This window comes from Protofrankia symbiont of Coriaria ruscifolia (genome assembly GCF_900634745.1).
Classification (GTDB): Bacteria; Actinomycetota; Actinomycetes; order Frankiales; family Frankiaceae; genus Protofrankia; species Protofrankia californiensis.
Genome location: NZ_CAAAFR010000088.1, coordinates 1 through 18,121, shown reverse-complemented (window position 1 = coordinate 18,121; position 18,121 = coordinate 1). Strand labels below are relative to the sequence as shown.

General features: G+C 66.8%; 17 protein-coding genes. 8 read left to right on the top strand and 9 right to left on the bottom strand.

The features are described from left to right. The first annotated feature begins 16 nt into the window (after positions 1 to 16). A complete protein-coding gene (locus CV1CTNOD_RS11535; protein WP_131786106.1) occupies positions 17 to 508 on the top strand; it encodes a MarR family transcriptional regulator in 492 nt (163 codons plus the stop codon). 232 nt (positions 509 to 740) lie between these two features. Here CV1CTNOD_RS11535 and CV1CTNOD_RS11530 read toward each other — a convergent pair whose 3' ends face one another. Then, positions 741 to 1,649, bottom strand: a complete 909-nt coding sequence (locus tag CV1CTNOD_RS11530; protein ID WP_131786105.1) for an LLM class flavin-dependent oxidoreductase — start codon at positions 1,647 to 1,649, stop codon at positions 741 to 743. Positions 1,650 to 1,748: 99 nt separating this feature from the next. Beyond that, positions 1,749 to 1,871, bottom strand: coding sequence for a hypothetical protein (locus CV1CTNOD_RS27335; protein ID WP_278043898.1), 123 nt, complete (start codon positions 1,869 to 1,871; stop codon positions 1,749 to 1,751). Positions 1,872 to 2,109: 238 nt separating this feature from the next. Between CV1CTNOD_RS27335 and CV1CTNOD_RS11525 the strand changes: the two genes are divergently transcribed. After that, entirely contained in the window at positions 2,110 to 2,964 is an 855-nt protein-coding gene (locus tag CV1CTNOD_RS11525; protein ID WP_131786104.1) for a helix-turn-helix domain-containing protein, read from the top strand. A 568-nt stretch (positions 2,965 to 3,532) separates the two neighbouring features. Further along, entirely contained in the window at positions 3,533 to 4,324 is a 792-nt protein-coding gene (locus tag CV1CTNOD_RS11520; RefSeq protein WP_207386364.1) for a FadR/GntR family transcriptional regulator, read from the top strand. A 157-nt stretch (positions 4,325 to 4,481) separates the two neighbouring features. Here CV1CTNOD_RS11520 and CV1CTNOD_RS11515 read toward each other — a convergent pair whose 3' ends face one another. Genes CV1CTNOD_RS11515 through CV1CTNOD_RS11505 form a run of 3 tightly spaced genes read right to left on the bottom strand, consistent with a single transcriptional unit; the run spans position 4,482 to position 7,224 of the window. Next, entirely contained in the window at positions 4,482 to 5,252 is a 771-nt protein-coding gene (locus tag CV1CTNOD_RS11515; protein ID WP_242606606.1) for an ABC transporter permease, read from the bottom strand. After that, positions 5,249 to 6,358, bottom strand: coding sequence for an ATP-binding cassette domain-containing protein (locus tag CV1CTNOD_RS11510; protein ID WP_242606604.1), 1,110 nt, complete (start codon positions 6,356 to 6,358; stop codon positions 5,249 to 5,251). The genes CV1CTNOD_RS11515 and CV1CTNOD_RS11510 overlap by 4 nt, the downstream gene beginning before the upstream one ends. After that, entirely contained in the window at positions 6,355 to 7,224 is an 870-nt protein-coding gene (locus tag CV1CTNOD_RS11505; protein ID WP_278043897.1) for a sugar ABC transporter substrate-binding protein, read from the bottom strand. The genes CV1CTNOD_RS11510 and CV1CTNOD_RS11505 overlap by 4 nt, the downstream gene beginning before the upstream one ends. Before the next feature lie 76 nt (positions 7,225 to 7,300). Between CV1CTNOD_RS11505 and CV1CTNOD_RS24675 the strand changes: the two genes are divergently transcribed. Beyond that, complete coding sequence (locus tag CV1CTNOD_RS24675) at positions 7,301 to 7,504, top strand: hypothetical protein (RefSeq protein WP_207386363.1); 204 nt, start codon at positions 7,301 to 7,303, stop codon at positions 7,502 to 7,504. Between the two features lie 1,070 nt (positions 7,505 to 8,574). Further along, positions 8,575 to 9,249 (top strand): isopentenyl-diphosphate Delta-isomerase, encoded by a 675-nt coding sequence (gene idi, locus CV1CTNOD_RS11500; protein ID WP_131786101.1) that lies wholly within the window; start codon positions 8,575 to 8,577, stop codon positions 9,247 to 9,249. A gap of 89 nt (positions 9,250 to 9,338) precedes the next feature. Here idi and CV1CTNOD_RS11495 read toward each other — a convergent pair whose 3' ends face one another. Beyond that, a complete protein-coding gene (locus CV1CTNOD_RS11495) occupies positions 9,339 to 9,932 on the bottom strand; it encodes a TetR/AcrR family transcriptional regulator (RefSeq protein ID WP_131786100.1) in 594 nt (197 codons plus the stop codon). A 260-nt stretch (positions 9,933 to 10,192) separates the two neighbouring features. On the opposite strand from CV1CTNOD_RS11495, the gene CV1CTNOD_RS11490 reads away from it, so the two are divergent. Further along, complete coding sequence (locus tag CV1CTNOD_RS11490; protein WP_131786099.1) at positions 10,193 to 12,442, top strand: MMPL family transporter; 2,250 nt, start codon at positions 10,193 to 10,195, stop codon at positions 12,440 to 12,442. 1,131 nt (positions 12,443 to 13,573) lie between these two features. Here the strand turns inward: CV1CTNOD_RS11490 and CV1CTNOD_RS11485 are convergent. Beyond that, positions 13,574 to 13,957, bottom strand: coding sequence for an NUDIX domain-containing protein (locus CV1CTNOD_RS11485; protein WP_131786098.1), 384 nt, complete (start codon positions 13,955 to 13,957; stop codon positions 13,574 to 13,576). Positions 13,958 to 14,817: 860 nt separating this feature from the next. On the opposite strand from CV1CTNOD_RS11485, the gene CV1CTNOD_RS11480 reads away from it, so the two are divergent. Further along, on the top strand, positions 14,818 to 15,792 hold the full coding sequence (locus CV1CTNOD_RS11480) for a LuxR C-terminal-related transcriptional regulator (RefSeq protein ID WP_131786097.1): 975 nt from the start codon (positions 14,818 to 14,820) through the stop codon (positions 15,790 to 15,792). Between the two features lie 128 nt (positions 15,793 to 15,920). Then, a complete protein-coding gene (locus tag CV1CTNOD_RS11475; protein ID WP_131786096.1) occupies positions 15,921 to 16,712 on the top strand; it encodes a phosphotransferase in 792 nt (263 codons plus the stop codon). A gap of 234 nt (positions 16,713 to 16,946) precedes the next feature. Here CV1CTNOD_RS11475 and CV1CTNOD_RS11470 read toward each other — a convergent pair whose 3' ends face one another. Together CV1CTNOD_RS11470 and CV1CTNOD_RS11465 are read right to left on the bottom strand one after the other, a co-directional pair. Then, a complete protein-coding gene (locus CV1CTNOD_RS11470; RefSeq protein ID WP_242606603.1) occupies positions 16,947 to 17,534 on the bottom strand; it encodes a DUF309 domain-containing protein in 588 nt (195 codons plus the stop codon). 48 nt (positions 17,535 to 17,582) lie between these two features. Further along, on the bottom strand, positions 17,583 to 18,121 hold a 539-nt coding region (locus CV1CTNOD_RS11465; RefSeq protein WP_207386362.1), incomplete at its 5' end, for an NADPH-dependent FMN reductase.

The window sequence follows — 18,121 nt, the reverse complement described above, 5'->3', positions numbered from 1 at the left end:
ACGAAAAGGATATCATATGGATTCCATATCTCTTGGGGATGCGGACGCAAAACGGCACCGACGGCGACTGAACACCGCGATCAAGGAGTCACTGCGCGGGCTGAGCATCCAGCTGTCCCTACTCAACCATCAGGTAAGCGGACATGTTGATCTCAAGGACGTCGATCTCGACTGCCTCGACATCGTCACCCGCGTCGGTCCGCTCAGCCCGAGCGTCCTCGCACGACGCGCCGGGTTGCACCCGGCCACCCTGACCGGCATCCTCGACAGGCTCGAACGCGGCGGCTGGGTGGCTCGCGAGCGTGACCCGTCCAACCGTCGCGCCGTCGTCGTCCGGGCCCTGCGTGACCGCAACGCGGAACTGTTCCGCCTCTACTCCGGGATGAACACCTCGATGGACGAGATCTGCGCGGGATATGAGGACAGCGAACTCGAGCTACTCGCCGACTTCCTGCGCCGCGCCACGGAGGCCGGACGAAGCGCCACCGACGAACTGGCCGGTGGCTGAGGTGAGAAACAAGGGGACTGTTGCGTTGGCGAGGTCCGTCGTCCTGGCATCCGGTCAGGCATGATCAAGCGATGCGTCGACGTCCTGCCCGCTGAACGCAACAGACCCGCTACGGCGAATCCGGTTATCAACCGGAGGCGACACCGAACACGATAAGGCCAAGAACGAAGACACACCAACGCCCATACCGATCGCCTATTCGACCGTCGAGCATGAGGTTTTCTCTGCGCTGTCAAGCCTGACGAACTGCCTCGCGAACCGCCGGAACGACTTCGCGCGCCCACCTGCCGAGTGCGATGTCGGGCGGCGTGCCATCGTTGACCGGGAAGTACACGAATCCCGCCGCACCATGCGCGAGTACCGCTGTCGTAAGTTCGTCGGTCCATTGCCTGACCGAGCCACCGATCCAGCGTCCGGAATCATCGCGGGTAGCGGGCAGCGGCGACGTCGCGATGCGGCCGGGGATGTTGTAGATGGTCGCGATCTCCAACGGATCCCTGCCGGCGGCCGCGGCCGCCGCATCGATGACGGGACGTGATTCAGCAAACCGCTGGCTCCGCCAGTCGGCGGCATGACCCGGAATCCAGCCGTCGGCGAGCCTCCCCGTGACCGCCAGCGATTTCGGGCCGAGCGAGCCGGTCCAGATCGGCGGGGTCGGGACCGGCGCCGGAACGAGGCCCACGACCTGATAGAACTCCCCGTCAAAGGTGACCGGGCCGCCGCCACCGGAGAGCGCTTTTACCACGGTGATCGCCTCTTCCATCGCGCGAACGGCTGATGCCGGCGAGAGCCGTCCAACCCCCAGTTTGGCGATTTCCTGCCACAGTCCACCCGCACCGATCCCCAGCACGACGCGTCCACCGGACAGCGCAGACAACGCAGTGATCGTTCGGGCCAGCATCGGTGCGGGGCGACTCGGCACGTTGGTGACATTCACCGCCCCGGCGATGTTTGTCGTCCTGCCGAGGACGACCCCCAGCGTCGCATAAGCATCCAACCTGTCGGCAAAATAGGGATGATCGGACACACTGACCAGATCAAGCCCTTCGCGATCCGCCTGCGCCGCGTGCGCGAGCAGCGTACCCACCTCGCTGACTCCGGTCTCAAGACCGAACCCGAACAACACATTCCGCTCCACCACCGGCGATCACTCCTCCCTGCGTCGAGCCTCGACGCACCGATCAAGACGCTACTGCGACGCCGAGCAGATCGAGATAGGTATCGACGAACAGATTACCTTTCATATCCGAGATCGGCCCGGCACCGAGGACGCCCACTTCGGGTGCTCGGCAATGTCGTCCAGAGCCTTTGCCACGGTGATACCGCCGTACCCGCCGCCAACCACAGCCACGGTTGAAGCCACAGCACACCTCCGAACACATCGATTCATGTCCTACCGGCTTTCATTTCTTACCGGCCAAATTGTGATCATCAGCAATTCGAGGTCCCGGCGAAGCTGAGCGTCCTGTCCAGAGTCACGAGGTGACCATCGAGGTCACCTCCCTCACCCTGACGGCCTGCGTGCAGCCCAGGAAGGCCGGGCGAAGACTGGTAGGGGCAGGGCCACGATACCGATGGCTCACCGCTGTTACGTTCGGAACGTGAGCGACAACGAGCTGGGTATGTTCCTGCGTATCCGCCGTGAAGCCGTCACCCCCGCCGAGGTAGGACTGCCCGCCGGGCCCCGCCGGCGTACGCCGGGCCTGCGCCGGACCGAGGTCGCGACACTCGCCGGAATCAGCGTCGAGTATGTGACCAGGCTCGAACAGGGACGCGACCGCCGGCCGTCCGCGCAGGTACTGTCCACCCTGGCCGACGCACTGCGGCTGACCACGAGCGAGCGCATCCACCTGCACCGCCTCACCAAAGCAGCCGACGGCGGCTTCCCGTGCACGGGCAACGCGACCCCGGCACGCATCGTGCGACCCACCGTGCAGGCACTGCTCGACCGTCTTGAGCCCGCCCCCGCCGTGCTGCTCAACCGGCTGAGCGAGATCCTCGCCTACACGGCCGGTTACGAGCGGCTGGCAGGACCGATCGGCCTGCTGGATGGAACACCGCCGAACCTCGCCCGATACGTCTTCACCGACAACCGGGCGCGTACCGCCTACCCCGACTGGGACCACATCGCCGACGAACAGGTCGCCGCGCTCAAGCAAGGGCCATTCCAGACGAACCGGCATATGGCGACACTCGCCGACGAGTTGACCGTCTCCGCCGGAGAGGCCTTCGCGCGGCGAGTGGACACCGTGCCCGGACTGGCGACGTCCAGCGGCGTCATACGGCTGGCCCACCCCGAGGCGGGCGAGCTACGCCTGGCATACGAAACACTTGACCTACCCGCCGACGACGATCAACGTCTGATCGTCCACCTCCCCGCCGACGGGGCGACATCCGCCGCACTCGACCGCCTCAACAGCCGCCGGCCGGACACGCTGCGCGTCGTGTCCGGCTGACGCGGACCAGGCCGGGCTGGGCTGGGCTGGGCTGGGAACGCAGCAACCCGGCCATGTTCCCGTCGGTACCGGCAAAAAGCGGGTTGTGGGTCATGTCTATGCCGAGAAAATGCTACGAGATGCTCCTGCCAGCTGATGGCTTCGGTTCGTACGCGACCGACCTCCAACATCAATGCCAAGGTGTTCGCCTGCTGGGGTGTCTGTGCGCAGGTGCCATAACTTCTCGCGGAGAAACACGTGCCACCAGCGCCACGGACGCAAGGATGGCGCGCTTGTCACTGCCAGCGGCAAAACAACACCGTAGCGCAACCAAGGTCGAGGCGGCGGGCCAGTGTCGGCCCAACGGGACCGAGCTATTCGGTACGGACTCCCGGGCAGCTCCGCAGGAAGATTCGTCCGACGTGGCCGCTCGCTGCTGCCAGAGCGATTCACACATCAGATACCCGTGCTTCATTTCTGCTCCACAAGCGTGCACTCTCCCGCCGATGCAAGGTATTGTGCATATATAATTTACGCCTTTACGCTGACTACATGAATGGTGCATCGCCACGTCCGAGGAGAGGTTCCCGTGGCCGAACGACGACCCGATTCGAGTGCTCGCAAATCGCGTGCCGAGCAGGTAGCCGCTGATATCGAGGACGAGATCCTCCAGGCGCGGCTGCCGGTCGGCGTACACCTCGGCCGCCGTGCCGAGTTCATGGAACGATTCGACATCAGTCCGACAATCATGAACGAGACGCTGCGGATCCTGCGCAACTGGGGTCTGGTGGGCGTGCGTCCGGGCACCGGCGGTGGCATCTTTGTCGCCAGCCTGCCTCCACAGCTGCGACTGGGAGCGATGGACCTGTGGTTTCACGACTCCGGTACGCATCCCCTCCAGCTGTTCGAAGCCCGGATGCATCTCGAGGCCAGCCTGACTGCTGTCGCCTTCGATCGCGCAACCGCCAGTGATGTCGATGCGATCCAGGACGCCTACGACCACATGGCCTCGGCCCGGGACGCGCGCAGCTACGTCGAGGGCACCATGCGCATGCACCGCACGCTGGTCACCGCCGCGCGGATCCCGGTACTGGACGGCATGCACCAGAGCGTGATGGCCTTACTCAAGGCCACACTGAGCCGGGCGACGTTCATCGATGGCCACGAGCCGATGCTCCAGCACAGCCTGGACGTGCACTCCGGCATCATCGAGGCGATCCGCACCCACAATCGCGTCGCGTTCGACAAGGTGATGAAGATCCACAACGACAACCTGATTCGAACCGACGATCCGCGACGGTCTCCGGACACCAGAAAAGATCTCCCCGGACACCAGAAAGGATCTTCGTCGTTGAAGCGCCCGGCCCACCGGATGAGCTGACCGAATGGTTCCTCATTCGTGTTCATCGATCACGGCCTCGCAGCCGGCCCCGCGGGTGATGGTTCAGAGCCACCCACCCTGGAGCCCCTTGGGGCCTCCGGTCGCGCGAGGAGGGTCATGATCGCGCGACCTTCGGCCATCATCACGGCCTCTGCCGTCAGGACCTGACCGGCTGTTTGACGTCCGCGTCGGCAAAGCCACCAGAAGGTTGCTCGGCCCGTGGGTCAGCGGATGTCGCACTCTCGCGACGTCGGTTCTTCGAGCCTTGCCGCCAGACCGCGAAGGACACAGCGGCGAGAAGCGCGACGCCGTTGAACATGTCGTTGAGCCACTGGACTCCGGTGACGAACTCCAAGCCCTGCACGCCGGTGGCGAGGACGTAGACGGCGAGCAGCGTGCCCCAGACGTTGAACCGGCCAGGCCGTAGCTGCGTCGAACCGAGGAAGACCGCGGCAAACGCCGGCAGCAACAGGGCCGGGCCGAAGGTGAGGGACGGTCCGGACAGGGAGGCGTAGAAGACCCCGGCGACTCCGGCGATCGTGGCGGACGCTGTCAATGACAGCCACGTCCAGCGGCCTACGCTGATCCCGGTGAGGCGTGCGGCTTCCGAACTGCCCCCGATGGCGTACAGGTAGCGGCCCACCGGCGTGTGGTCGAGAACCCACCAGACGACGAGCGCGAGCACGATGAGGTAGAGGACGATGATCTGAAAACCCAATACGGTGTTCTGGGTGAAGCCGGTCCATGCCGAACTGACCGGTGGAAACGGCTGAGTTCCTCCCGAAATGATCGCCTGGATGGCAGCGACAACGGTGGCCATGCCGAGCGTGGCGACAAAAGAGTTGACTTTCAGTTTGACGACGATGAACCCGGACACCGTCCCTATCCCGACCGACACGGCGATCGCCACAAGAATCGCTGGGGTCATACCCACGTGGTGCACGGTCTGCAAGCTGACCACGAGCACCTACGGTTCGGGGGGAGGAACGCGAGGCCGGCCTTCATCGCGAGATCGGGCCGCAACGACGGCAATCGCATCTCTCCGACGCGGACCACGCCGGCCTGTCTGGGGTGGGCCCCGAACAGGACCGACAACAAGCTTTCCCGCCCGGAGCCGGTGATTCCCGCGAGCCCTACGACGTCGCCCGCCCGTACCTCGAGAGAAATCCGGTCGATCGGGCCGGCCGAGACCGCATCGGCGACCAGAAGCGGCTGGTCATGCTCCATCGGCAGTTCGTCCGACACGCGGTGTATGTCCTCGAACTCCGTGCCGACGAGAAGGGAGATCAGCTCCGCCCGGTCCACCGATGAAACCGGGAGGCGGGCTACCCGGTGACCGTCGCGAAGCACAGTGATCGCCGTGGCTACCTGGAAGACCTCGTCCAACCGGTGTGTCACGTAGAGAACCCCGACCCCACCAGCCGCCACCGTGCGCACGATCGACAGCAGCTGCTGAACCTCCGCGTCCGGCAGCGTGGCTGTCGGCTCGTCGAGCACCAGCAGCGACACCGGTGCGGACTCGTCCTCCCGAAGCGCGCGGGCAACCGCGACACCGGTGCGCTCGGCGGGCGACAGCTCGCCGACGAGGAGATCCGGGTCGAGATCCAGTCCGATCCGGCTGAGGTCTCGGCGTGCGTTGCGCCGAATCTCAGCCTCACGGACGGTGCCCCATTTCAGCGGGAATCCGGCGACCAGCGCAAGGTTGTCGGCGATGGAGCGGGAGTCGATCAGACCCAGGTCCTGGTGGACGAACCGGCAGCCGAGGGCGTACGCGGAGTCCGGCGAACCCAGGTCCAAGGTGCGGCCGGCGACGGTGATCTCGCTGCCCGGGTCGGGCCGGTGATACCCCGCCAGGATCTTAATGATCGTGGACTTGCCCGAGCCGTTCTCACCCAGCATCGCGTGGATCTCACCGGCGGCCACGTCGATGTCCACGCAGGACAGAGCCGCGTGGCCGAAGAACGTCTTCGACACGCCCCGCATCGCGAGCGCAAGCGGCCCGCGATCCGAGGCGTCCTCAGGCCGAACACTCACCGAATCTTCCACAATGCCTTGAACTGGTCTGCATAGTCCGCCGGCTGGTCATAGCTGTCGCTCGGCGGAAGCTCGTTGTCCTTCGTCAACAGCCCGACAGGGGGGAACCCTTCCTTCGCGGGAATCGGCAGGCCCTGTGCATGACGAATCGCCGCGTCGACGACGTGCCAGCCCCCAAGGGTGGTTCCGCCGGTGACTGCCGCGAACTGCCCGCTCTTCAAGCCTTGTTGTTGTGCCGTGGTGCCGCAGCAGCCCGCGAGCTTGACCTTGCCGCTCAGGCCGGCGGCAGCGAGCGCGGCGGGAAGAGGCTGCACGAATGCCGAGTTCGAGACGACGACGTACTTGATGGAAGGATCCTTGCGCAACGCCGAGACAATCTTAGTGTTGATCGTACCGTTGGCCACGTCCGGAATACCAGCCTTGATCTTGGTTACTTCACACGCGGAGCAGCCGCTGGCGACGGCGGCCTCGAACCCGGTCGCCACCGCCCCAACCCACGGATAGTCGGGGATGCTCACCGACAGCACCTTCCCCTTGGCGTTTGAATCCGAGATGAACCAGGCCGACAGGAACTGACCATTCAGAGCCGCGTACTCAGAGTTCCCGACATTGGCGATGATCGTCGAATTGCTGTCTGCCGGGCCGACGAATACGGGAATGATCGGGACACCAGCTTGCTGGTGCTGAGGGACACTTGCCGACCAGAGGGCGTACGGCATAGCAACGACGGATACGGCGACGGGGTTGTACCGCAGCGCCTGCGTGAGACCGGAGGTCAGTGTCGAGGGGTTCGTCGACTGGAAGGGGATCGACTTGAACTGCCAACCCGCGGCCTCCGCGGCGGCCTGCATGCCGGTACCTACCACCTGACACTGAGGTTGTTCGCACTGCAAGTACACCAGCGTCTTGCCCGCGGGCGGAGGGGACGCCAGCGGTTCGGTGATGGAGATCTTGGTCGGCGGCGTGAGGTATTGCTTGATGAAGGCGTTGGCCTTTTCGACCTCGCTGGACGATCCGCCGCTCGAAGCCGTCGACGAGGAGCTGCTCGACGATCCGTCGCTCCCGCTCGGCGTGGACGAGCTGCCACAGGCGGTGATAGCCGTGACTAACGCGACACCGAGACCAACAGGAGGCGTAAGCGCTTAGAAGCCACGGGTCCACGCGCTCCGCCCGTGCGTTCTCCGTTGAATACTCTATGGGTCGTTGGCATTTCTGTGGTTCCACCTTTCTTGGCGCCTGAAGTCGCTGACGGTGGTCGCCAGCGTCGGCTTCCGGCGGGTGCTGACACTTCAATGCGGCATGTCCGCGATCCGGTCATGAGTCACGCGGGTGTGCGTCCGGTGACTGACCGGTGTTTGGAATTTCGCGTTCTACTCCCTGGAAATGGCTGGTCACCCGCGGATGACTGCAGCAGGAATTCTGGTTATGGATTCGCCGCTACGGACAGTCCGCAATCGGCACAGACCCCGCGACCACGGCCGTCTTGCGGTGGGACGTGGGAGCGCCATGCGACGTGCCGGTCCGGGCACGGGAGCAGGGGGCCGAAACCGTGGATCCGACCAGGTCGGGACTCGTCGAGTTCAGCGGCGTCCAGGCAGGCGGCGCCTGCACGCCGAGTCATCCAGCGAGTCGGGTGCACCCTTGCGCAGGGACATCGTGTGATGCGATGGGCAGAGCGTCGATGACGCCATGACCACGGTCATCGGCAGGTGCCGATCCGGTAACGGCGACCGTGACAACACGATCGGGCGACAACTGCTTCTCCAGGTTCTGGTGGCGGCTGGCGGCCGATGCGCAGGTCAGACCCGACGTGTGACCTCGGTTACGTCCGGAAGACTGGGCATGATGCATACACAATGCAAGGGGCATTTGTGGGTGATCGGTGAGCACCGAACGGCCGGGCAGACGGCGAGACCGCGCTCGACACGGCGCGCTCGGGGATCGGCTTGGTGCTGCTCGGGCTCGAGCACAACTCCGTAGCAGAGCTCTCCAGCGAGGACGTGCCGCTGCCCGCGAGAAAGGTAAAGGTACAGGTGATGCCGCCGTGCGGGGACGGCCCGGCCTCTTGAAATCCGACCCCCACCAGAACAGCGGCGAGGTCGGTACACAGCCCGAACGCGATCGGGAGCCGCCGCAGCGGCCGGATACGAAGTCTCGGCCTCTCCGATTCGAGCAATGCGTTCTGACGGGAACGCCAGTCGGAAGAAAATGCTATCATGGCTTCCATGAATCATCCTCATGACAGGGCATCCCCTTCACTTGATTCCCACGGGTCGGATGAGACGAAAAGAAGAGCGCCAGAGCTCGTCGTTCTTCTCAGCCCTTCCGGGGATGCTGTCGGGGCCACTTTGAAAGCGACTGTCCACGGGCCTCAAACGCCTTTACACCTGGCATTCTCCTGCTATGTTTTCGACGCCGCCGGCCACGTACTCGTCACTCGGCGCGCTCTCGCGAAACGAACGTGGCCAGGGGTGTTGACCAACACTTGCTGTGGGCATCCGGCACCCGGTGAGGACTTCCGGACGGCGATCTCACGACGGCTGGCCGAAGAGCTGAACCTGCACGTCCAGCGTGTCGACCTCGCGCTACCGATGTTCCGCTACCGCTGCGTGATGGACGACGGCACAGTAGAAAACGAAATCTGTCCAGTGTTTTTCACACAGGCATCGGGAACTTTCCGGATCAACCCGGAGGAGGTCGCGCAGGCGTATTGGATCCCGTGGTCGAAGTTCTCCGACGACGTACTGACCGGTTCACTCCCGATATCACCCTGGTGTCGCCTACAGGTGGAACAACTACACGCGCTCGGGCCCTCGCCGCAGGACTGGCCGGTGGCACCGGACGAGGCTCTACCGTCGGCCGGCCGCGGCACTGGTTTACGCCAGATCTAGATCTGGCACACAGGCCTCCCTACGACCGGCGGCCTTCTGATGTTTTGTTCCTCGGCCGATGCGCCGTGTCGCAATCCTCACAAGAGATGTCAGGCGGTGGCAGCCGGCGGTCGGCGGTGACGGAGCAGGCGCCGGGCGCAGTCGAGCATGTGACCGCGTAGCTCCTCATCGCTGATGCTCGCGACCCGAGGTCCGAACCCGGCTTCGCGCAGCCCGGAGAGCAGCATGCTCGCGGCCACGATGGTGCCGGGATCGGGATCGGGTCCTGCGAGCAACGCCATGAGCCGGGTACCCAGTTCAGGAAACGCCATGTGTTCGCTCAGGATGTGCGCGACCGTGAGATCGCCCTGCAAGACGGCGTAGAGGGACCGGTTACGAACGATCAGGTCAACAATGCCGACCAGCACGGTCTCGACCTGAGCGGCACGGGAACGCTTCCGCTCGGCGTCGCCCGCGATCACGGCGAGCTCCTCCATCCCCGGGCTGACCACCGCGAGGACGATGTCGTCCTTGGTCTTGTAGTGGTAGTAGACGGCGGCCTTCGTCACACCGAGCGCGTCCGCGATCATCTGGAGCGAGGTTCCGCTGACGCCTCGCTCGGCGAACAGGTCCAAGGCCGCCGCGAGCAGCTTCTCCCGCCCCGCTCCCGTCCGGGGAACTGCCGGTTCAAGCTGTGTCGGCACCGCCTTCGACCTCCTGCCTGTTCAGGCGACCTGGATGCCGCCACCAGCCATCATCCTGCGAAACAGGTCCGCCGTGGAGGCCTCCTTGCACGCCGTCGATCTTAATGCTAGCCGAACGGCAGGCCATCTACTAGCCAATCGGCTTGCTATTTCCTTGACGAACGGCTAGCTTTTCCCCTCGATGAAACCTGACGATCGGCTAGTGACTCCGGCAAGCGGCGCGTAGCTGCACCACACTTCCCACCCGAGGAGAAGATCCGTTGGCCACCTACCTGTACCGGCTCGGACGCGCGTCCTACCGCCGCCGGCGGCTGGTCGTCGTCCTGTGGGTCGCACTGCTGGCCCTCATGGGAACCGGCGCGGCGACCCTGTCCGGCCAGACCTCCGACACCTTCTCCATCCCGGGGACCGAGTCCCAGAAGGCGATCAACCTGTTGGAGGAACGCATGCCTGGCGCGGGGGCCGATGCGGCCACCGCACGCGTGGTCTTCACTGTTACGGAGGGTTTTCTCACTGATCCAGCGCACGAACAGGCCATCGCTGAGGCCATCCACCGGATCGCCGCCACACCACAGGTCGCCCAGGTCAGCGATCCGTTCACCCACGACGACGTCTCCCAGGACGGGCACACCGCCTATGCGCAGGTCGCCTACACCGTGCAACCGATCGAAGTCACCGAGGACTCCAGACAGAGTCTGTTCGCCGCCGCCGAGGCAGCCCGCGACGCCGGGATCAGCGTCGAGTTCGGTGGCACCGCGGTGGAAGGGGCGCCCGAACAGAGCCTCACCGAGGTCATCGGCCTGGTCGTCGCCACCGTCGTGCTCGTCATCACCTTCGGCTCACTCGTCACGGCCGGACTCCCCCTGCTGACCGCACTACTCAGCGTGATGATCGGCATGGGATGCATCCAGATCGCCACCGGGTTCATCGATCTCAGCTCCAGCACCTCGACGCTCGCTCTGATGCTCGGTCTGGCGGTCGGTATCGACTATGCGCTGTTCATCACCTCCCGCTACCGGCACGAACTCTCCCTCGGACTCGACGGTGAGGAAGCCGCGGGTCGCGCGGTGGGCACCGCGGGTTCGGCGGTGGTGTTCGCCGGTCTGACCGTCGTCATCGCACTGGCCGCGCTATCGGTCGTGGGTATCCCGTTCCTGACGTCGATGGGGCTCGCCGCCGCCGGCACTGTGGCCGTCGCCGTAGTCATCGCGCTCACCCTGCTGCCCGCAGTGTTCGGCTTCGCCGGCCGGCGACTCGTGGGCGGCCGCATCCCTGGGCTGCGTGCCCGCGACCCCGAAGGCGACAGCGCCGCCCCCACGATGGGCGAACGGTGGTCACGCCTGATCGTGCGGCGTCGCGGCGTCGCCGTCGCGCTGTCCGTCCTGGCCCTGGGCCTGCTGGCCGTCCCCGCGACCGATCTGCGGCTCGGTCTGCCCACCGACAGCACGGCCGCGCCGGACAGCACCCAGCGCAAGGCCTACGACCAGCTCACCGCCGGGTTCGGAGCAGGCTTCAACGGTCCTCTCCTGCTGGTGGTGGACAGCTCGTCCAGCGCCGATCCGCACGCGGCGGTCGAGCAGGTCTCCCGTACCGTCGCCGGACTGCCGGGCGTGGCCACGGTGACCGCGCCGACGTTCAACCGCGCGGGCGACACCGCGACGCTTGCCGTGACCCCCACCTCCGGACCGAGCGAGGCCGCCACCGAGGATCTGGTGCACACCATCCGCGGCCAGGCAGACACGATCAAGACCGCCACCGGCACCAGCACCTCGATCACCGGCGAGACCGCGATCAACATCGACGTGTCCGAGAAGCTCTCCGACGCCCTCCTGCCCTACCTCGCGGTCGTCATCGGCCTGGCGTTCGTGCTGCTCGTCCTGGTCTTCCGCAGCATCCTCGTGCCGCTGAAGGCGACCGCGGGATTCCTGTTCAGCGTCGTCGCCACCTTCGGCGCGGTCGTAGCCGTGTTCCAGTGGGGCTGGCTGATGAACCTCTTCGGTGTCGAGACGACCGGTCCCATCGTCAGCATCCTGCCGATCTTCCTCATCGGTGTCCTGTTCGGTCTGGCCATGGACTACGAAGTATTCCTGGTCACCCGGATGCGTGAAGAGTTCGTCCACGGCCTCGAAGCGGATGACGCGGTGGTCACCGGCTTCCGGCACAGCGCCCGGGTCGTCACCGCAGCCGCGATCATCATGATCAGCGTTTTTGCCGGGTTCATCCTGTCCGGCCAGGCAATCATCCAGTCGATGGGCTTCGCGCTCGCCTTCGGCGTGCTCGTTGACGCGTTCGTCGTACGGATGACCCTGGTACCGGCGGTGATGTCCCTGCTGGGACGACGCGCCTGGTGGCTGCCGGCGTGGCTGGACCGGCTCCTGCCCGACATCGACGTCGAGGGCAAGCAACTCATCGACCGGACGACCGTGCCCGACCAGCGCGAACACCCCGTCGCACCCGCCGGGACCGCGTCCGCGTCCCACAGCATACATTCGGTCGATCTACACCGCTGATCCTGGAACCAGGGGGTTCCCGCTGCAGAAGTCGCCGGCCGGACCGGTGATGGTGGACTCGGCGTTCGGCGGCCCGTACCGCCATGTCCCGCCACCCGGCGCGGTCAGCTCGCAGAACACCTCGTGTGACGGCTCGCCGGTGAGAGCGAACGCGCACGGCAGGAAACGGTGCGCCAGCCCGAATTCTTTTCCGAAGATCTTTTGTGACGGTCTCGGAAATGTGACGGCCTCAGAAAAAACTGTGCCCGTCCCGCATCCCACCCGGGGTGCGGGACGGGCACCCGCATCCGGCTGCCCACGGACAGGCTTGCCGCCGGACGTGGCGACGCCTATCCCCGTGTGAACGTTCCCACCGCGCCCACCCATTAGCACGTCTTCCGCACGTGCGTGCGGTGGGAATCTATTGATCGTTCGCGGGTCGTCCCCGAGATTCCCTCGAGACCCGAAGGTGTCCGAGCGGGCACGGCACGTGTCGTGCCCGCCGGGATCGAGAAACGGCCGGTGTTCCTGAAGCCTGTTGACGGCACATGCGACGACGTTGCGCAGCGCGTCGGCCTCAGCGTCAAAGACAGGTGGCCGTCCACCTCACCATCCGCGCCGGACCCTGTTCCTGACCGGCCCGGCCGACTCGGGGACAGCCGCCTCGATCGTGCGTCGTCGCAGGTGGAGACGGATCACCTTGCTGGAGCACGCCGTACCGGCCACGACCTGACCGGGACGGATCCCGGGCCTACCGCGCCACGACACGACATCCAGATGGTCGCCGTCACCGGTGCGCACCCGAGGCTGTCGTGGCGCTGCCCGACCCTGGTCACCCACGCCAGGGGCCGGCAGCAACTGTCGGCAGCCAGGGGAATCTTTGTGGCCAGCCCGCCAGGGGAATCTTCGCCGTTGGTAGCAGTGGCTCCAGTACCGTCCACTGCTCGTTCGTCAGATCACCCCGCGCCATACAGGGATCGTGACCACTCGGTCACAAAACCGGATCAAGGTGGGATCACACGCCCCCACTTTTCAAACACGCCTGGCCCTCGATCGTGATCGGTTCGGGCGGCGCGCCCTCGGACAGCAGCCACCGCACCAAGGACACCAAACCCGGCGGACGGAAGGTCTCGTCGGATCGCGCCAGCTCGTCTATCCCCACCATTTCGCGGCCTTGATGATCGCCCGCTCACTGGCCGTCATGTTCTCCCCGGCCAGCCGGGTGTACCGGCTTTCGCACAGGAAGTAACGCTCGCGGCCCAGCACCGGGCCGCGGTCCGGGAGCACCACTTCCAGTTCCCGCACCCAGACGCAAGCGCCGATCGCCACGTCCACCAGGCCTGTCTCCTCGTAGAGTTCCCTCGCGAGCGACTGCTCGGGGGTCTCGCCCGGCTCCATGCCACCGCCGGGCGTCACCCAGTACCGCAGTATCTCCGGGTTCCGCGGATCCACCGGCTCGGTGTCCTCGCACCTCAACAGCACGATTTCCTTGTCGTCATTGAACACGACACCACGTGCCGAATCCCGTATCTGCATACGAGCCTCCCCATGTACCGAAATGCAATGCACTCGCGGTCGACGATGACGACTTCACGTGTCATTTCGCGTGTTCCTTCAGCCAGCGACGGATCTCATCGATACCAGGGAAGCCGACCTCCCTTCGCTGGTAAATAACATCGCCCTGGCACGTACTGTATCTGTCGAGAATGCCGATCCGCCGGAAGAGAACACCGCAGCCAGACTCGGCGACGGCCTCTGCCGCCACACTTCCCAGAGCGCCTATGATGTTGTGGCGTCGCAGGTGAGAATCGGTAGGCCCGCCCTTGCCATCTCCCGGACCACGCGGTAGTCAAAAAGTCCCCGCCGATCCCCTGGAGATCTCTTCTCGGTCCGCGAACGTCAGTTCCTCGCCCCGCACCTCACAGCCGATCCCGCTGGTCCGCCCGGAAAGGATCCTGCGCTGGCACCGCCCACTCATCCGCGGCCACCGAACCCGGCCGCACCAGCCACCCCGTGCCCGCCACGGTTGGACGGAAGGCATGTAGATCGCCTGGTGCGCTGACACGTAGCGCAGAAGCCCTGGTCGGAGCCTACGGACGAGTTCCGGGCACGGACAGGATCCCGCGGGCGGACGACGTGAGAACATCGTCGCCGGAGGAGCCTCACGCGACGGCCTACGGCGAACCGCTCGGAGGCGCGGAGCTCGACGCACTGGCCGCCGAGCGCCTGATCGAGGAGCTGGAGCGGGAGGGCCTGCTTGTCAGTGCGTTCGACAGCCGCCGTCTGCAGATTCGTCTCGGCCATCCCATCTACGCAGACGTGCTGCGGGCGCAGACATCAGCCGTGCGGGTCGGCGCGATGGCCCGCTCCCTCGCCACCATCGTCGAGCGGGCCGGATGCCACCGACGCGACGACCTCCTGCGGATCGGGCTCTGGCGCCTCGACGGCGGCGGTGGACAACCCGACGTGCCGCCGTCGAGGCGGGGGCCGGCTTCGACGGCCGGCTGCTCGCGGCCCAGACGGCCGCCCTGCAGGGATGGGGGGAGGCGGCCGAGCGTGAGCTCGCGGGCTGCGTGGCGAACGACGAGGAGCGTGCGCGCGCGGCGATCGCCCGGATCGACGTCCTGTGGCTCTCGCTCGGCCGGATGCAGGACGGACTGCGCGTCGCCGAGGAGGTGGAGGCCGCCATCGCCGATGCCGGCCTGCGGACGGAGGTCTCGAGCCACCGCGCCGGGCTGGTGCTGGGGAGCGAGGTGCCGCGGGCCGCGGTGCGCGTCCTGGAGCCGCTGCTGACCGGGGCGCAGGGACGGTCGCTCGTGTGGATGGGCGTCGTGGGCGCGTTCGGCCTCGGGCGCCTCGGCCGATTACGCGAGGGTCTGGACGTGGCGGACCGCGCGCATGAGGCCGGCGTCGCCCTGACGGAACCTGACGACTGGTACCCGTGGTTCAACCTCCACGCCCGCTGTGAGGTCCTCGTGCAGGCGGGCCGGTTCGCGGACGCCGAGCGGCTGGCCCGCGAGCAGCACCAACGCGGCCTTGACGAAGGCAGCAGCGAGGCTCGGGCCTGGTTCCTCTGGAACCTGTCGCGCACCGTCCGCGATCGCGGCAACGTCCGCCCCGCGGCCCGCGACGCCCGGGAGGCGGTGACCCTGCTGCATCGGCTCGGGCGGCTCGGGGTCCAGCACACGCTGCTCTCACTCCTGGCCCAGGAGCAGGCGCTCGCCGGCGACGCCGCCGCGGCGGGACACACCGACCGCGACATCGCGGCCGAGTTGCAGCTGTCCGTGCGGACCGTCGGCAACCGCCTGCAGCGCGTTTACCACAAGCTCGGCGTGTCCCGGCGGACCGACCTGGCGCGCCTTCTCCGCTGACCGCGCCGACGGGCAACGCACCGCGCGCGCCGTCCCCGCACTCGTCCGCGGACGCCCGCTCGTCTGCGCCCAGACAGAGTAGGTTTCTACTCTGTTGTGCCCGAAACGGCCGGTGTTAGCTTCCGGCCATGGTCATCACGGAACACGCGATCACGAGTGCTTCGGAGGGCGTGGAGCGGCGCATCGGAGAGCTGCGTCAGCGCCACCCCGTCGAACCGACCGTCGATGAGGTCCTCAGCACGAAGCTGCGACGCCGGGGGCACGACGTGCACACCACCCGCAGCGTGGAGGACATCAGCAAGCATCTCCACGCTTTCCTCGCCCACCGGCTGGACGGCCCCTTCACCATCAGCGGCCTCGCCCGGCTGCCGGGCGGCGCGTCGAAGGAGCACTTCAGCTTCGACCTCGAGTGGACGGAGAACGGCGAGCCGCGCCGCGACCGCATGGTGCTGCGGATGAACCCGCCCGCCTCCGTCGTGGAAACGCACCGCCTCCGGGAGTTCCAGCTCCTGCGGGCCCTCGACGGCGTCCTGCCCGTGCCGCGCGCCTACTGGGTGGCCCAGGACCGCGCCGAGCTGGGCGAGCCCGCGATGGTCTGCGGCTTCGCCCGTGGTGTCGCCGCGCCGACAAAGGGCGAGCGCAAGGCGTCCGGGCTCGGCACGGCCTACGGCCCGGGGCTGCGGGCCAAGCTCGCCCCCCAGTTCGTCGCCCACCTGGCCACGCTGCACACCCTGGACCCGTCGACCGTCGCCCTGAACGCCTTCGGGGTGGTCGAGGCCGTCGCCGCTGTGTCCCGGCGCCTGGACGACGCGTGTGAGCGGATCGGGCGCGACCCGCGGTCACTGAAGCTCTACGCGATCGTCATCACCGCTCCCGATCTGTCGCCGGAGGAGAGCTGGCAGTCGTCAACGCACGGATGATCACACACCTGGACTTCGACGGCGTCGGCGAGCGGCGCTGTTGCATCCGTCAAGACTGGCCGATCTTGGCCGTAAATCTTCCGGGAGAGTCGTCATCCAGAGCCGGTCCGGGGTGTCTGGAGCCTCCGTGATTCGGTCACATGGGCTCCATCGACGGGACGATCTACAGTCAAGATCATCGGTAATCGGTGAACGCAACAGTGCCGGCGGGGGCCTCAGGCCGGCAGGTCAGCACTACCCCGCCGCGAGCCCACACCCAACCCGCGCCTCCTGAAAGGCGGCCCGACGGCCGTCACGCACCCCGGGATCGACGCAGCCGTCGCTCACGGCGAGGATTACGGAGGCCCCGACAGCGGCCATCTGACTGCGATCGTTCGCCGCAGCACGTTCGATCTCGTCGGCGAGCATCGCGGCCCACCGGCTGAGGCCCGCGGCGTTCACTCCGTGGGGCGGCGCGGCCGCGTAAGGCACGAGGTGGTCGGCACTGCGCCGGAACAACGCCGCAGCCCCAACGTCGTTGCCGCGGGCAAGGTGGGTCAGGCCCACGGCAAACTGGGCGAGACCGCGCCACAACTCGCGTTGTCCGTCGGGCGCGACCTTCCACACGGCCTCCAGCACCTCATGAGCCTGAAACGGCCGACCCGACTCGATCAAATGCTGTGCCCAGGCGAGAGCCTCAACCGGCGGCACCACCAAGTCGACAGGGAGCGGGTCCACCCCCGTCTCGCCGTACCCCAGCGGGCGCCCCAGCGCGTCTCGCGGCCGAGCGTTGCGGGCACGGCCCCGGACATCGCGGTCGCGCAACCCCGGCTTCCCTTCCACATCCTCACCGTACGCGCCTGCCTCCAGCCGGCCCACGGCAGCGACCGGCTACAGCCCCGTCGCGGCCAGGCCCATCGGGCTCTGTCGCTCGGCGAACGCGACGACCTGCCGCGCGACGGTCTCGAGCTGGAAGCGGGTCTGGTCGTCGACGCATTCACCATTCTCGTCGAAGACTCGGTTCGAGGCGTTGATCGCCGCGCCGAGCGGGCTCGGCCATCCCCGGAGCGCATGGACGGTCGCCCGCAGACCGGCCAGGGTGGAGACCGTCGCCTGCCACCCGTACGCCACCGCCACGCAACCGACGGGAACGCCGTCGAGGTAGGGCCGCTCGGCGTCCCGAAGGTCCTCGATGTAGTCGAGCGCATTCTTTATCATTCCGGAGATCGCGCCGTGGTAGCCCGGCGACGCGACGATGACGGCGTCCGCTTCCCGCACGGCCTCGTCTGCGCCCGACGTCCAGTACTTCCCACCGTTGATGCGCCACCCGCCGCCCGCCGCCCGCCACCGCTGCCGCCATGCTCCTCGGGCAGCTGCACGCCGAGGAATCCGGCCTGCCCGAGGAGCATGGCGGCGGCGGTGGCGGGCGG